Consider the following 15,231-nt stretch of genomic DNA (forward strand, 5'->3'; position numbering starts at 1 on the left):
CAAGGAAAGACTTATGACCCCGTCTGACGTCAAAGCCACCCTGTCGTTCTCGGACGGCAGCCCGCAAATGGACCTGCCCATTTACAAGGGCTCGGTAGGCCCGGATGTGATCGACATCCGCAAGCTCTACGCGCAGACGGGCAAGTTCACCTACGACCCGGGCTTCCTCTCCACCGCCTCCTGCAACTCGACCATCACCTATATCGATGGCGACAAGGGCGAGCTGCTGTACCGCGGCTACCCGATCGAGCAGCTGGCGGTGAACTGCGACTACCTCGAGACCTGCTATCTGCTGTTGTACGGAGAGCTGCCCAACGAAACGCAGAAGGCCGACTTCGTCTCGCGCGTGACCAACCACACCATGGTCAACGAGCAGATGCAGTTCTTCCTGCGCGGCTTCCGTCGCGACGCCCACCCCATGGCCGTGATGACCGGCCTGGTGGGTGCGATGTCGTCCTTCTATCACGACAGTACCGACATCAATAACCCAGAGCATCGCGAGATCGCGGCGATCCGCCTGATCGCCAAGATGCCGACGATGGTGGCGATGGCCTACAAGTACACGGTCGGCCAGCCCTATATCTATCCGAAGAACGACCTCAGCTACGCCGGCAACTTCATGCGCATGATGTTTGCCACGCCCTGCGAGGACTACAAGCCCAATGACGTGCTGGTGCGCGCCATGGACCGCATCTTCACCCTGCATGCCGACCACGAGCAGAACGCCTCCACCTCGACGGTGCGTCTGTGCGGTTCCTCGGGCACCAATCCCTTTGCGGCCATCGCAGCCGGCGTGGCCTGCCTGTGGGGCCCGGCCCACGGTGGCGCCAATGAGGCGGCGCTGAACATGCTGGGCGACATCCAGAAGCAGGGTGGCGTGGCCAAGATCGGCGAGTTCATCAAGCAGGTGAAGGACAAGAACAGCAACGTCAAGTTGATGGGCTTCGGTCACCGTGTCTACAAGAACTACGACCCGCGTGCCAAGCTGATGCGCGAGACCTGCCACGAGGTGCTGAACGAGCTGGGCCTGCACAACGACCCGATGTTCAAGCTCGCCATGGAGCTGGAAAAGATTGCGCTGGAAGACGAATACTTCGTCGCCCGCAAGCTCTACCCGAACGTGGACTTCTACTCGGGCATCGTGCAGCGCGCCATCGGCATCCCGGTGCCGCTGTTCACGGCGATCTTCGCGCTGGCCCGCACGGTCGGCTGGATCGCCCAGCTCAACGAGATGATCGGCGACCCCGAGTACAAGATCGGCCGCCCGCGCCAGCTCTTTGTCGGTGCCACCTCGCGCAACGTCAAGCCCATCGCCGAACGTTGATGATCGCCGGCAGGCCTTGTGCCTGCGGATCGCAAAAGCCCCCGCAGCTTGGCTCCGGGGGCTTTTTTGTCCCCGCTGTGGGTGGCTTGCAGGCCTGATGTAGATCAGGCTTTTTGGGCTATGCTACGCAGGCTGGCAAACGTTTGCCAATCTGACCCTCCTAGCGAGCAAGAGCACCCGTGAGCACGATCAAAGACGTAGCCGCCCTGGCCGGGGTGTCCTTTACGACGGTATCGCATGTCCTCAACGACACCCGCCCGGTGAGTGCCGATGCGCGCCGGCGCGTGCTGGCCGCGGTGGAGGAAATCGGTTACCTGCCCAGCGCGGTGGCGCGCTCGCTACGCAAGAGCGAGACCAAGATCATCGGCGTGCTGGTGCCGAATGTGCAGAACCCCTTTTTTGCCGAGCTGGTCTGCGGCGTCGAGGAATGCTGCCGCCTGGCGGGTTACTCGGTGTTTCTGTGCAACTCCGACAACGACCCCAAGCGCCAGCAGCAATACATGCGCACGCTGCTGGAAAAGCGCATCGACGGCCTGCTGCTGGCCTCGGCGGGTGATGCCGCCTCCTTGGCGAAGATCTTCAAGCTGGCCAGCGTGCCGGCGGTGACGGTGGACCGCCTGGTGCCCGGCGCACGCGCCGACCGCGTCAGCGTGCATAACCAGGCCGGCGCGCATGCGGCGGTGGCGCATTTGCTGGAGCTGGGGCATAGGCACATCGGCTGCATCAGCGGCCCGGCCGAGTTCGAGGTGTCGATTGAGCGTGTCGAGGGCTGGCGCCAGGCGCTGCGCGAGCGTGGCATCACGCCGCAAGATGGCTGGCTGGTGGAGAGCGACTTCTCCAGCGCCGGCGGCTTTGATGCGGTGCGCGCGCTGCTGCGCAAGCATCCCGAGATCACCGCCTTGTTCGCCGGCAACGACATGATGGCCATGGGCGGCCTGCGCGCCGCGGCCGAGCTGGGGCGCAAGGTGCCTGGGCAACTTTCCATCGTGGGCTTCGACGACATCGAGCTGAGCAGCTTTGTCTACCCTTCGCTCAGCACCGTGGGCTGCTCCATCAAGGAGCTGGGCCGCGAGGCCGCGCGTGTGCTGCTGGACCGCATCGACAACCCTGGTGCACCGCTCAAGGATGTGTTGCTAACGCCGCGCCTGGTGGTGCGCGAAAGCAGCGCCGCGCTCGCCTGATTGCCAAGGAACTCTTTCTCATGACTGCAACAGCAAGCAGCCAGCCCGCCAGCGTTGTGGTGGTGGGCAGCATCAATATGGACATGGTCTCGCATTCGCCGCGCCTGCCCGCGCCCGGCGAGACCCTGGTCGGGGAGGCCTTTGTGATGGCCCCGGGCGGCAAGGGCGCCAACCAGGCGGTGGCCGCGGCGCGCTTGGGTGCCGAGGTGGCTTTTGTGTCGCGCGTCGGCACGCGCCAGCATGGCGCCGAGCTGCTGGCGGCGCTTGCCGCCGAAGGCGTGCACACCGCGGCGGTGGTCACCGATGCCGCGGCGCTGCCGGGCATTGCCGTCATCATGGTGGCCAGCCAGGGCGGCGAGAACTCCATCGTCTATGTGCCGGGCAGCAATGCGCAGCTGTGCGTGGCCGACGTCGAGCGGGCCAAGGCGGTGCTGCAGGGCGCGCGCGTGGTGGTGGCCCAGCTGGAAGTGCCGCAGCCGGCGATTGCGCATGCCTTCGCGCTGGCGCGCGCGGCTGGGGTGACGACCATATTGAACGCCGCGCCGGCCCTGCCGGTGAGCGCCGAGCTGCTGGCCCAGACGCAGTGGCTGGTGCTGAATGAGACCGAGGCCGGCCAGATGACGGGCCTGCCTTGCGGCAGCATGGACGAAATCAAGGCGGCGGCGCAGTTGCTGCTGTCGCACGGCCCGCAGCGGGTGCTCGTCACCCTCGGAGCCCAGGGCGTGTTGATCTGCAATGCCCAGGCTGCCGAGCATCTGCCGGCGCAGCGCGTCACCGCGGTGGACACGGTGGGTGCCGGTGATACCTTTGTCGGTGGCCTGGCCACCGGCCTGGCCGAAGGCTGGGCACCCGCGGACGCGGTGCGCCTGGGCCAGGCGGCTGCCGCGCTGGCGGTGAGCCGCGCCGGCGTGCAGACGGCCATGCCGCGGCGTGCCGAACTCGCTGCCGAGCTGCAGCCGCGCTCCTAAGAGTATTCAGCCATGCAAGCAGTTCCCCAATCCGTCATCTTCGACACCGATCCCGGTATCGACGACGCCATGGCGCTCTATGTACTGGCGCGCCATCCCGCCATTCGGCTGCGCGCCATCACCACCGTGTTCGGCAATGCCGACCTTGCCACCACCACGCGTAACGCGCTGGCGCTGGCGGCGCTGTATGAGCTCGAGCTGCCGGTGGCGGCCGGCGCCGCCGGACCCCTGCGGCCACGCCAGGAGCAGGCCTTCCCGGCCCATGTGCATGGCGAGGACGGCCTGGGTGGCATGGGCGCGCTGCTGCCCGCGCCGCGGCGCGCGGTCGATGGCCGGCCGGCGCATGAGCTGATCTGCGCCATGGTCAATGCCGAGCCGGGCCAGATCACCCTGGTGGCCGTGGGCCCGCTCACCAACCTGGCGCTGGCGCTGCGCAACGACCCCGGCATCGCCGCCAAGGTGCGGCAGGTGGTGGTGATGGGCGGCGCCTTCGGCACCCATGGCCATGGCGGCAACGTCGGCCCGGTGGCCGAGGCCAACATCATCAACGACCCCGAGGCGGCCGATGAGGTGTTTGCGGCGCCCTGGCCGGTGGTGATCGTCGGCCTCGACGTGACCCAGGAAGTGGTGATGAAGCACGCCGATCTGGCCGCCCTGAAGGGGCGCGCTGGCCGGGTGGGCGACTTCCTCTGGGCGGCGACGCGCCATTACCAGGATTTCTATCACGAGCGCGACGGCATCGGTGGCATCTACTCGCACGATGCCAGCGCGGCCATCTTTGTAGCCGTACCCGAGGCCTTCGGCCTGCGCGCCGGACCGGTGCGCGTGGTGCTGGACGGCATCGCGCGTGGCCAGACCATCCAGGATCACCAGGGCCTGGCCGCCCCCGACTCACCCTGGGCCCATAGCCCCGCGCAGCAGGTCTGCGTGCGCGTGGACGCGGCCCGCGTGCTGTCAGAATTCACCCGTCTTTTCGACTGAGCGACCCCATCATGAGCAAGCAGCAAACCATCCTCAAGGCCCGCTGGGTCCTTCCCATGACCCCTGGCGGCGCCGTGCTCGAGCAGCATGCGGTGGTGATGGACGGCGAGCGCATCGCTGCCGTGCTGCCTTGGGGCGAGGCCGAGGCGCGCTATGCCGATGCCGAGCGCGTCGAGCTGGGCCAGCATGTGCTGATCCCGGGCCTGATCAATGGCCACACCCATTCGGCCATGTCGCTGCTGCGCGGCGTGGCCGACGACCTGGCCCTGATGGACTGGCTCAACAACCATATCTGGCCGCTGGAGAAGAAGTGGGTCAGCGAGGACTGGACCTACCAGGGCTCGCTGCTCTCCGCCGCCGAGGCGCTGCGCGGTGGCGTGACCTATCTGAACGACATGTATTTCTTCCCCACCGCGATGGCCCGTGCCGCGGTGGACGCGGGCATACGCGCCGGCGTGTCTATCAATGTGATCGACTTCCCCACCGGCTATGCCGCCAATGCCCAGGAGTACATCGACCGTGGCGTGGCCGCCTACGAGCAGTACAAGGGCGAGCGCCTGCTCGACTGGACCAGCGCGCCGCATGCGCCCTACACGGTGTCGGACGAAACCTTTATCAAGCTGCGCGAACTGGCCGAGCGTCTGGACATTCAGATGCACTGCCATATCCATGAAACGCAGGAAGAAGTAGACGGCAGCCTGAAGCAATACGGTATGCGGCCGCTGGAGCGCCTGAACAAGCTGGGCGTGCTGAACGAGCGCATGATGGCCGTGCACATGGTGCACCTCAGCGAGGCCGAGATCGCGATGCTGGCGGCGCAAAAAGTGCATCTGGTGCACAACCCCAGTTCCAACCTCAAGCTGGCCTCGGGCGTGGCGCCGCTCAAGGCACTGGAGGCCGCCGGCATCAACACCATCCTGGGTACCGACGGTGCCGCCTCCAACAACCGCCAGGACATGTTTGCCGAGATCCGTGCCGCGGCCCTCTTGGCCAAGGGCGTGAGCGGCGATCCGCTCACCGTCTCGGCGCGCACCGCGCTGGAAATGGCCACCATTCGTGCCGCCAAGGCGATGGGCCGCGAGGCCGATCTGGGCTCGCTGGAAGTGGGCAAGCTGGCCGATGTGGTGGCGGTATCGCTGGACGCGCTGGAATGCCGGCCGGTCTACCACGCCGATGCGCAGCTGGTCTATGTGGCCGGCCGCGAGCATGTGTCCGACGTCTGGGTTGGCGGCCGCCAGGTGCTCAAGGGCAGGGCGCTCACCACCATAGACAGCGCCGCGCTGGTCGAGCGCGCCGAGCACATCGTCGACCAGATGAAGGCTGGGCGCTGAGCCTCAGTTCGGCAGGCGACGCGCCGCGAAGTCCCACACCGACTTGGGCGCGCCGTAGCGCAGGCTGATGGACTTGCGCAGCTCCAGCAATTCGTAGTGCTGGCGCAGGCAGCACAAGAGCTTGGGCGAGGTGAAGAACTGCTTGGGCATGCCGTCCACCAGCACCGGCTCCCAGCCGCTGGCGTCGGCCGGTGCGCCGTAGTTGACGTCGTCCTCGGCGTTGACGCTGCCCAGCAGCAGGCCGCCGGGCTTGAGCACCCGTGCGATCTCGGCGAAGGCCTGCAGGCTGCCGGCTTCGTCGAAGTAATGCAGCGAGAGATGGGCCACCGCCAGATCGATGCTGGCGCTGGCGATCGCCGGCATGGCACGCACATCGGCGAGCAGATGGCGCGCCGCCGGATTGCGTTCCTGTGCGGCCGCCAGTGCGGTGGCCGAGATCTCGGTGGCGGTAACCTGCCAACCCAGGGCCAGCAGGGCGGCGCTCTCATGGCCCATGCCGCAGCCGATGTCCAGCGCCTGATAGCCCTGGCCATGGGCATGGGCGAGCCAGGCGGCACCCCAATGCTCCAGCCAGTTGTCGGCCAGACTGGCCTGGCCGAGGCCGTAGCGCTGGTCCCAGATTTGGCGCGGATCGTTCATAGGCAAAGTATCGCGAGACGGGCAAAGGACAGTGTGAATGGCGGGCAAAGATTTCACCAAGCTGTGAAACTTTACGGCCTCGCTCGTATCGGTACAGACCCTAGCTAAAATCCCGGGCTTCAACGGCCAGGCCCACCAGGCTTGAGACCGCAACCTCCAGCGCCGCATGCGCGCATCCCGGGACCCCATGGCCTCCACATCCTCCAAGCCCAAGCACTTCCTGCTTCACTTCGAGGGCGGTAACGCTCTTTCCTCCTTCCGTGCCAATGCCTTGTTGCCGCGGCTGCAAGCCGTCAACGAGCGCATCAGCGCCGTTGCTGCGCGTCATGTGCACTGGGTCTGGAGCGACGAGGCCCTGGCGGATGAGGTTAGGGCCAAGCTGGCGGCGCTGCTGGACTATGGCGACGCCTACCAGGGTGCCCAGGACGGCGACTTGATCGTGGTGGCACCGCGCCTGGGTACGGTGAGCCCCTGGGCCTCCAAGGCCACCGACATCGCACACAACTGCGGGCTGGAACAAATCCACCGCGTCGAGCGCGTCACCGAATACCGCATCACGCTCAAGTCCGGCTTGCTGGGCGGCGTGAAGACCCTGTCCGAGGCCGAACGCCTGGCCTGCGCCGCGCTGCTGCACGACCGCATGACCGAGAGCGTGCTGTTCGCTCGCGCGGATGCCGCCCATCTGTTCGACGAGAAGGAGGCCCAGCCGCTCGAACATGTGGACGTGCTGGGGCAGGGCCGCCCGGCCCTGGAGGCCGCCAACAAGACCTTCGGCCTGGCGCTGTCGGATGACGAGATCGACTATCTGGTGACGGCCTTCCAGGGCCTCAAGCGCAACCCCAGCGATGTCGAGCTGATGATGTTCGCGCAGGCCAATAGCGAGCATTGCCGCCACAAGATCTTCAACGCCAAGTTCACGGTGGACGGCGAGGAGCAAGACCTGTCCCTGTTTGGCATGATCCGCAACACCGAGAAGTTGCACCCGCAGCACACGGTGATCGCCTACTCGGACAATGCCGCGGTGATGGAAGGCCATGAGATCGAGCGCTGGATGCCGGCGGGCTTCGACAAGGCGCCGCGCTACGAGGGCCGGGCCGAGACCTCGCATGTGCTGATGAAGGTGGAGACCCACAACCACCCGACCGCGATCTCGCCCTTCCCGGGTGCCTCCACCGGCGCCGGTGGCGAAATCCGCGACGAAGGGGCCACCGGCCGCGGTGCCAAGCCCAAGGCCGGCCTGACCGGCTTCACCGTTTCCAATCTGCGCCTGCCCGGCCTCAGCGAGCGCTGGGAGCGGCAGGACATCGGCAAGCCCGAGCACATCGCCAGCCCGCTGCAGATCATGATCGAGGGGCCGATCGGCGGCGCCGCCTTCAACAACGAGTTCGGCCGGCCCAATCTGGGCGGCTATTTCCGTGCCTATGAGCAGGAGGTGGACGGCATCACGCGCGGCTACCACAAGCCCATCATGATCGCCGGGGGCATCGGTGCGATCCGCTCCGACCTCACCAAGAAGATCGAATTCCCCGCCGGCAGCCTGCTGGTGCAGCTGGGCGGCCCGGGCATGCGTATCGGCATGGGCGGCAGCGCCGCCAGCTCGATGGCGGCCGGCACCAACACCGCCGACCTGGACTTCGATTCGGTGCAGCGTGGCAATCCCGAGATCGAGCGCCGCGTGCAGGAGGTCATCAACCATTGCTGGGGCTTAGGGCAAGACAACCCCATCCTCGCCATCCATGACGTCGGCGCCGGCGGCATCTCGAATGCCTTTCCCGAGCTCGTGAACGACGCTGGCCGCGGTGCCATCTTCGATCTGCGCCAGGTGCCGCTCGAGGAGTCGGGTCTTGCCCCCAAGGAGATCTGGTGCAACGAGAGCCAGGAGCGCTATGTGCTCGCGATCGCGCCCGGCAGCCTGGAGACCTTCCGCGCCATGTGCGAGCGCGAGCGCTGCCCGTTTGCGGTGGTGGGCGTGACCACCGAGCAGCGCGAGCTGGTGCTGGAGGATGGCCCGGCGGGTGAGCGTGCCATCGACATGCCCATGGCCACGCTGCTGGGCAAGCCGCCCAAGATGCACCGCGATGTGCAGCGCGTGGCGCGCGACGCCGGCACGCTGGACCTGAGCGCTGCCAGCCTGGCGACCGCCGCGGTGGAGGTGCTGCGCCACCCGACCGTGGCCTCCAAGCGCTTCCTGATCTCGATCGGCGACCGCACCGTCGGTGGCCTGAACCACCGCGACCAGTTCGTCGGCCCCTGGCAGGTGCCGGTGGCCGATTGCGCCGTCACCCTGGCCGACTTCAAGGGCTTCCGCGGCGAGGCCATGAGCATGGGCGAGCGCAGCCCGCTGGCGGCGGTGAACGGCCCGGCATCGGGCCGCATGGCGGTGGCCGAGGCCATCACCAATCTGCTCGCCGCCCCCATTGAGCTGGCGCGCGTCAAGCTCAGCGCCAACTGGATGGCGGCCTGCGGCGAGCCCGGCGAGGACGCCGCGCTGTTCGACACCGTCAAGGCGGTGGGCATGGAGCTGTGCCCGGCGCTGGGCATCTCGATCCCGGTGGGCAAGGATTCGCTGTCGATGCGCACGCGCTGGAACGATGGCGGCGAGACCAAGCAGGTCACCGCGCCGGTGTCGCTGGTCATCACCGCCTTTGCCACGCTGGCCGATGTGCGGGGTACGCTCACGCCCGAGCTGCAGGCGGGTCATGTTGTTGGTGACAGCTCGCTGATCCTGGTCGACCTGGGCCAGGGCCGGCAGCGCATGGGCGGCTCCATCCTGGCCCAGACCCTGAGCCAGTTCGGTGGCGCGGTGCCCGATCTGGACGATGCCGAACTGCTCAAGAGCCTGGTGGCCGCGGTGAACGAGTTGCGCGCCAGCGGCCAGCTGCTGGCCTATCACGACCGCGGCGACGGCGGCCTCTGGGCCACGGCCTGCGAAATGGCCTTTGCCGGGCACAGCGGCGTGAGCCTGAACGTGGACATGCTGGTCACCGAGGGTGATGGCGTCTCCGACAGCCGCGCCGATGTGGGCGACTCCAAGAACTGGGCCAGCCAGGTGAGCGCGCGCCGCGAGGAGCTGACGCTCAAGGCGCTGTTCAACGAGGAGCTGGGCGCGCTGCTGCAGGTGCCCACCGCCGAGCGCGATGCGGTGATGCAGGTCTTGCGCCGGCATGGCCTGTCCAAGCACAGCCATGTGGTGGGCAAGCCCAACGCGGGCGGCCAGATGGAAGTCTGGCGCGACGGCAAGAAGGTCTATGGCGCGGCGCTGGAAACGCTGCACAAGGAATGGGACCAGGTCAGCTGGCGCATCGCCCAGCTGCGCGACAACCCGGCCTGCGCCGATTCCGAGCATGCCCTGGCCGGCCAGGCCGACGACCCCGGCCGTCATGTGCACCTGAGTTTCGACCCCAGGGAAGACGTCGCCGCGCCCTTCATCGCCACGGGTGCGCGCCCGAAGATCGCGATCCTGCGCGAGCAGGGCGTCAACTCGCATGTGGAGATGTCCCATGCCCTGGCCCAGGCCGGCTTCGACACCTACGACGTGCATATGAGCGATCTGCAGTCCGGCGCCACCACGCTGGAGCGCTACAAGGGCTTCATCGCCTGCGGCGGCTTCAGCTATGGCGACACCCTGGGTGCCGGCGAGGGTTGGGCGCGTTCGGTGATGTTCAACCCGGTGCTGGCCGAGCAGTTCCAGGCCTTCTTCGCGCGCAGCGACAGCTTCGCGCTGGGCGTGTGCAATGGCTGCCAGATGATGGCCGCGCTCTCGCCCATCATCCCCGGCGCCCAGTACTGGCCCAAGTTCACGCGCAACAAGAGCGAGCAGTTCGAGGCCCGGCTGGCGATGGTGGAAGTGCTGGACAGCCCCAGCCTGTTCTTCCAGGGCATGGCCGGCAGCCGGATGCCGATCGCGGTCGCGCATGGCGAGGGTTATGCCGATTTCTCGCAGCGCGGCGATGCGAGCAAGGTGGCGCGCGCGATGCGCTACGTGGACCACCATGGCCGGCCCACCGAGGTCTATCCGCTCAACCCGAACGGCAGCCCCGAGGGCCTGACCTCGGTAACCACGGCCGACGGTCGCTTCACCGTGTTGATGCCGCATCCCGAACGCGTGCAGCGCAATATCCAGCTCAGCTGGACCAGCGGCGACAAGAGCGCGGCGAGCCCCTGGGCGCGCATGTTCGCGAACGCGCGCAAGGCGCTGGGCTGATCGCGGCGCTGTTCGCGCCCCCCCGGCTCAATGCACCTTGAGCTCGGGCGCGACGCGCGGCAGCCGGAACACGAAGCGGCTGCCGCGGCCGGGCTCGCTGTGCAGCTCGACGTGGCCGCCCAGGATGTCGGTGATGATGTTGTAGACGATGTTGAGGCCGAGGCCCGTGCCGCCGCGCCCCATCTTGGTGGTGAAGAAGGGGTCGAAGGCACGGCGCCGCACCTCGTCTGTCATGCCCACGCCATCGTCGGCCACCACCAGCTCGAATTGCTGCTCGTCCAGGGCACGCGCGCTGATTGTCAGCTCGCCGCTGTCGCGCCCCTCGAATGCGTGCAGCAGGGCGTTCAGCAGCAGATTGCTGAGTACCTGGCTGAGCGGGCCGGGGTAGCCGTCCAGCTCGGCGTCCAGCGCGATGTCGGTGCGGATGCGGTAGGGCGTGGTCTTCCAGCGCGCGCGCATCAGGCTCAGCACATCGCCCACCACCGCATCCAGACGGTAGCTGCGCCGCTGCACGCTGGTCTGGTCCACCGAGAGTTGCTTGAAGTGCGTCACCAGCTCATTGGCCGTGCCCAGGCCGCGCAGCAGGATCGCGGTGGCGGCGCCAGCATCGTTCAGATAGGACTCCAGGCTGGAGCGGCGCATCTGGCCTTGCGCGAAAGCCTGCTGGGTTTCGCGCGTGCGCTCGTCCAGCGTCGAGGCGGTGGTGAGGCAGTTGCCCAGCGGGGTGTTGAGCTCATGCGCCACGCCCGCCACCAGTGAGCCCAGGGCGGCGAGTTTTTCCGAGCGCAGCAGCTCGTCCTGGGCGCGGTGCAGCTGAGCCAAGGCCTCGCTCAGCTCGGCGGTGCGTTTGCTGACACGCTGTTCCAGCTCGGCATGCAGCTCGTTCGATTGCCGCTCGGCCTGGCGCTGCGCGCTGATATCGCGCGCCACGCCCAGATAGCCGAGCGGATTGCCGTTGCGGTCGCGCACATGGGTGACGCTCAGGGAAACCGCCAGGGCCCGACCATCGCGGCGCAGATAGGTCCATTCGCGCGTCTCTATGCCGTCGCGCTGTGCCAGCGCCACAAAGGTCTCGAAGCCCTGGATGGTTCGACCCAGCTCGGCACTGAGCACCTGGCCGCGCGCCTCGACCTCGGCCGCCAGGTGCAGCATGGCCGGGCTCTTGCCCAGCACGTCTTCCTCGCGGTAATCGAGCATGCGCTCGGCGCCGCGGTTGAACACAATCATGCGGCCCTGCAGATCGGTGGCGATGATGGCCACCTCGATGGCGGCGTCGAGCACGGCCTGCAGGCGATCGCGCGCCTGCAGCAGGGCGGCTTGCGACTGCCGCAGCGCCGCCTCCACCTGCTTGGCCTGCGTGATATTGCGACCGGTACCGCGATAGCCCCGGAACATGCCGTTGGCGTCAAAGATGGGCGTGCCGGACACACTCACATAGCGCAGCGAACCTGCTTCGGTGTACTGGGCATATTCCAGGTCGCGGAAGGCTTCGTGCCGGGCCAGCTGGGCCTGGTGTTCCTCCCAGTCGATGCCGGGCGCAAGCGACGGTGACTCCCAGCGCCGCTTGCCCAGCACGCTGTCGCTGTGCACATTGGAGGCTTCCTCGGCGGAGCGCGAGATATAGGTGAAGCGCAGCTCGGCGTCCTGCTCCCAGACCCAGTCGCTGGCCAGCGCGGCCAGGCTGCGGAAGCGTTCCTGCGATTCCTGCAACTGCAGGCTGGCCAGACGTCCCAGCTCGATTTCATGCGCCAGCGCCGCGTTGCGTTGGCTCAATGCTTGGCGCTGCTGGCCCAGCAATGCGAGCAGGGCGGTGACGAGGCCGGCCCCTATCAGGCTGGCCAACACATCGGCCGACTGCCAGGCCAGGCTGTTTGCCCAGCCACCCTGGGGCAGTGCCAGCATGGTCCAACTGCCACCCGGCAACTGCGCGACCTGCCTGGCCGGCCCGGCCTGAGTCAGTCCAGTCTGGCCCCAGACATGACGGGCGGACTGCGTACCCTCACGTTCGTCGATGATTTCGAGCGCCAGCTCACCCGGCCGGTCCAGGCCGGCGGCCTGCATGAAGCGCTCCAGGTCCGCCACCACCGACACCACGCCCCAGTAGCGCTGACCGTCCGGTGCCGCCGCATCGCGCAGGAATACTGGCGTGCGCTGGATGATGCCGGTGCCTCCCTGTACCAGCGCCACCGGGGCGACGATCAGCGGCCCGCGCTGCGTACGCGCAGCTTGTACCTGCGCCCATTGCGCCGGGATGCTGCGATACACCAGGCCAAGCACGCGCTCGTTGCCGGCGCGCGGATAGACATAACGGGCCACATCGTCGGGCGCAGCCACCACACTGCGAAGCTGGGGCACAAGCTTGACGGCACGTCTGGTGAGGCGCTCGAAGCGTTCCTCCGAGATGTCGCCATCGAGCTGGATCATCGCCTCCAAGCCCAGAGTGGGGCTGAAGGTGCTTTGTGCGGTGGCCTCCAGGCGTGCACGCAGCAGGGTCAGCTGTTCTTCAAGCTGGCGGCGCAGCGCGGCCTGGTCGGTCCGCAGATGCTGATGCAGCAATCCGGCCACGATCAGGCCGCCCACCAGCACGCTCAAAAGTGCCGGCCAGTACCAGTAGAGCCAGGACCAAGCCGCTGCGGCGCTGGCGGTCCCGGTTTGAGCGTTGCGGACTAGGGGCATGCTGTGGGCTTGGCGACGGGCTGGGCCACGGTATCACAGCTGCCCCACGCCCTAGTCGGAAGCCGCCAACACCAGTGCCTGCTTGCGCGTCTGGCCCTTGTTCCAGAGCGTGAGCGTGACGCGTTCGCCAACCTGGCGGCGCTCCAGCAGGGCCAGCATGTCGTCGAGATCGGCGATCGCCTCGTCGTTGATCGCGGTGATGACGTCGCCATGCACGATGCGGCCGTCGCGCGCCCGCATGAAGGGCTGCAGGCCGGCCTCGGCGGCGGGGCTGCGCGCGCTGACGCCAACGATGGCCACACCCTTGGGCAGGCGCAGCGCCTGGTGCAGTTGGGCCGAGCCCGAGCTCACGCCGATGGCAGGGCGGATATAGCGTCCGTCCTTGATGAGCCTGGGCACGACGCGGTTGACCTCGTCCACGGGAATGGCGAAACCGATGCCCGCGCTGGCGCCGCTGGGGCTGTAGATCTGGGTGTTCACGCCGATCAGGCGCCCGGCCGAATCCAGCAGGGGGCCGCCCGAGTTGCCAGGGTTGATGGCGGCGTCGGTCTGGATCACGCCGCGGATGGCGCGCCGGTTTACCGATTCGATCTCGCGGTTCAGCGCCGAGACGATGCCGCGCGTCAGCGTCTGGTCCAGGCCGAAGGGGTTGCCGATCGCGTACACGCCCTGGCCCACCTGCAGCTCGCGGCTGCTGCCGATGGCAATGGGCACCAGCTTGTCGCGCGGCGCGTCGATGCGCAGCACCGCCAGGTCGCGGTCGGCAAAGACGCCCACCAGGCGGGCGCTGTAGCTGCTCTGGTCGGCCAGCGTCACACGCGCCGCGTCGCCGCCCTGGATGACGTGGTAGTTGGTGACGATGTGGCCGCGCTCGTCCCAGATGAAACCGGTGCCGGTGCCGCGCGGCACTTGCTGCACGTCGAGCGAGAAGAAGTCGCGTTGCACGTCCAGGGTGGTGATGTGCACCACCGAGGGCGAGGTCTTCTTGAACACGCCGATGTTGTTGAGCTCGGCGGCGTCGAGCGCGCCGCGCGGCTGCACCGGGCGCTGGGCCAGGGCCGGTATTGCGGCCAGCAGCGCGGCGCAGAGCAGGACGAGGGTGGGCAAACGTCGCATGGGGTCAGGTCTTGTGTTGCCGGGCGGCTAGACTGTTTTGCATGGCGCCTATTTTGACCGGTTCATCATCGAACGCTCGCATGCCCAGGTTGGACGCCTTGCGTGGCCTGGCGATGCTGTGGATGACGCTGTTCCACTTCGGCTTTGACCTCAACCATGCCGGACTGATACGGCAGGATTTCTACCGCGACCCCTTCTGGACCTGGCAGCGCACGGCCATCGTCAGCCTGTTCCTGCTCTGCGCCGGCCTGGGCCAGGCGGTGGCGCTGGCGCAGGGCCAGCGCTGGACGCGCTTCTGGAGGCGTTGGGCGCAGGTGGCGGGCTGCGCCTTGCTGGTGTCCATCGGCTCCTGGTGGATGTTCCCGCGCAGCTATATCAGCTTCGGTGTGCTGCATGGCATGGCGGTGATGCTGCTGCTGCTGCGTTGGGCCGGGCCCAGACTGCCAAACCCCGCATGGCTGGTCCTGGCCGCCGGCGCGCTGCTGGCCCCTCAGCTCTGGCAGCACGCCTTTTTCGACAGCCGCTGGACCAACTGGATGGGCCTCGTCACGCACAAGCCGGTGACCGAGGACTATGTGCCCGTGCTGCCATGGCTGGGCGTGATGGTGCTGGGCTTTGTGCTGGGGCGCGAACTGCTGTCACGGCAGCGCTGGCTGCAGGGTGGTATCGCGGCGCCGCTGCGGCCCCTGGCCTGGCTGGGCGGCTGGTCGCTGAGCTACTACATGCTGCACCAGCCGGTGCTGTTGGGCCTGCTCTGGTTGAATCAGCGCCTTCATTAGCCTGTCACCTCGCGTTTGAACAATGGGCCGCT

General features: G+C 67.5%; 10 protein-coding genes. 7 read left to right on the forward strand and 3 right to left on the reverse strand.

The genetic code is table 11. The annotated features are described in order from the left end of the window. Window positions 1-13 precede the first annotated feature (13 nt). The 5 genes from gltA (at window position 14) to WG898_RS07935 (ending at window position 5,785) form a co-directional block, all read left to right on the forward strand. A complete protein-coding gene (gene gltA, locus WG898_RS07915) occupies window positions 14-1,324 on the forward strand; it encodes a citrate synthase (protein WP_339602207.1) in 1,311 nt (436 codons plus the stop codon). A gap of 179 nt (window positions 1,325-1,503) precedes the next feature. Continuing rightward, a complete protein-coding gene (locus WG898_RS07920) occupies window positions 1,504-2,505 on the forward strand; it encodes a LacI family DNA-binding transcriptional regulator (RefSeq protein ID WP_339602208.1) in 1,002 nt (333 codons plus the stop codon). A 20-nt stretch (window positions 2,506-2,525) separates the two neighbouring features. Next, window positions 2,526-3,473, forward strand: a complete 948-nt coding sequence (gene rbsK / locus WG898_RS07925; protein WP_339602209.1) for a ribokinase — start codon at window positions 2,526-2,528, stop codon at window positions 3,471-3,473. Window positions 3,474-3,485: 12 nt separating this feature from the next. Next, the gene (locus tag WG898_RS07930; protein ID WP_339602210.1) at window positions 3,486-4,454 is read left to right on the forward strand and encodes a nucleoside hydrolase; all 969 of its coding nucleotides are present in this window, start codon (window positions 3,486-3,488) and stop codon (window positions 4,452-4,454) included. 11 nt (window positions 4,455-4,465) lie between these two features. Beyond that, window positions 4,466-5,785, forward strand: a complete 1,320-nt coding sequence (locus WG898_RS07935) for a TRZ/ATZ family hydrolase (RefSeq protein ID WP_339602211.1) — start codon at window positions 4,466-4,468, stop codon at window positions 5,783-5,785. 3 nt (window positions 5,786-5,788) lie between these two features. On the opposite strand, the gene WG898_RS07940 is transcribed toward WG898_RS07935, so the two are convergent. After that, the gene (locus tag WG898_RS07940) at window positions 5,789-6,424 is read right to left on the reverse strand and encodes a class I SAM-dependent methyltransferase (protein ID WP_339602212.1); all 636 of its coding nucleotides are present in this window, start codon (window positions 6,422-6,424) and stop codon (window positions 5,789-5,791) included. Between the two features lie 187 nt (window positions 6,425-6,611). On the opposite strand from WG898_RS07940, the gene purL reads away from it, so the two are divergent. Continuing rightward, window positions 6,612-10,628, forward strand: a complete 4,017-nt coding sequence (purL, locus tag WG898_RS07945; RefSeq protein ID WP_339602213.1) for a phosphoribosylformylglycinamidine synthase — start codon at window positions 6,612-6,614, stop codon at window positions 10,626-10,628. Window positions 10,629-10,655: 27 nt separating this feature from the next. On the opposite strand, the gene WG898_RS07950 is transcribed toward purL, so the two are convergent. Together WG898_RS07950 and WG898_RS07955 are read right to left on the reverse strand one after the other, a co-directional pair. Continuing rightward, window positions 10,656-13,304, reverse strand: a complete 2,649-nt coding sequence (locus tag WG898_RS07950; RefSeq protein WP_339602214.1) for a PAS domain S-box protein — start codon at window positions 13,302-13,304, stop codon at window positions 10,656-10,658. Window positions 13,305-13,355: 51 nt separating this feature from the next. Then, the gene (locus WG898_RS07955) at window positions 13,356-14,420 is read right to left on the reverse strand and encodes a S1C family serine protease (RefSeq protein WP_444718920.1); all 1,065 of its coding nucleotides are present in this window, start codon (window positions 14,418-14,420) and stop codon (window positions 13,356-13,358) included. Window positions 14,421-14,461: 41 nt separating this feature from the next. Here WG898_RS07955 and WG898_RS07960 point away from each other — a divergent pair, with 41 nt between their 5' ends. Continuing rightward, complete coding sequence (locus WG898_RS07960) at window positions 14,462-15,199, forward strand: acetyltransferase domain-containing protein (RefSeq protein WP_339602216.1); 738 nt, start codon at window positions 14,462-14,464, stop codon at window positions 15,197-15,199. Window positions 15,200-15,231 lie beyond the last annotated feature (32 nt).

This window comes from Paucibacter soli (genome assembly GCF_037482845.1).
Taxonomy (GTDB): domain Bacteria; phylum Pseudomonadota; class Gammaproteobacteria; order Burkholderiales; family Burkholderiaceae_C; genus Paucibacter_B; species Paucibacter_B soli.

What these genes read in the sequence shown, in the direction of transcription:
- WG898_RS07960 (WP_339602216.1), top strand. Translation starts at nt 14,462, where the DNA reads ATGGCGCCTATTTTGACCGGTTCATCATCGAACGCTCGCATGCCCAGG.
- WG898_RS07935 (WP_339602211.1), top strand. Translation starts at nt 4,466, where the DNA reads ATGAGCAAGCAGCAAACCATCCTCAAGGCCCGCTGGGTCCTTCCCATG.
- WG898_RS07950 (WP_339602214.1), bottom strand. Translation starts at nt 13,304, where the DNA reads ATGCCCCTAGTCCGCAACGCTCAAACCGGGACCGCCAGCGCCGCAGCG.
- rbsK (WP_339602209.1), top strand. Translation starts at nt 2,526, where the DNA reads ATGACTGCAACAGCAAGCAGCCAGCCCGCCAGCGTTGTGGTGGTGGGC.
- gltA (WP_339602207.1), top strand. Translation starts at nt 14, where the DNA reads ATGACCCCGTCTGACGTCAAAGCCACCCTGTCGTTCTCGGACGGCAGC.
- purL (WP_339602213.1), top strand. Translation starts at nt 6,612, where the DNA reads ATGGCCTCCACATCCTCCAAGCCCAAGCACTTCCTGCTTCACTTCGAG.
- WG898_RS07940 (WP_339602212.1), bottom strand. Translation starts at nt 6,424, where the DNA reads ATGAACGATCCGCGCCAAATCTGGGACCAGCGCTACGGCCTCGGCCAG.
- WG898_RS07955 (WP_444718920.1), bottom strand. Translation starts at nt 14,420, where the DNA reads ATGCGACGTTTGCCCACCCTCGTCCTGCTCTGCGCCGCGCTGCTGGCC.
- WG898_RS07930 (WP_339602210.1), top strand. Translation starts at nt 3,486, where the DNA reads ATGCAAGCAGTTCCCCAATCCGTCATCTTCGACACCGATCCCGGTATC.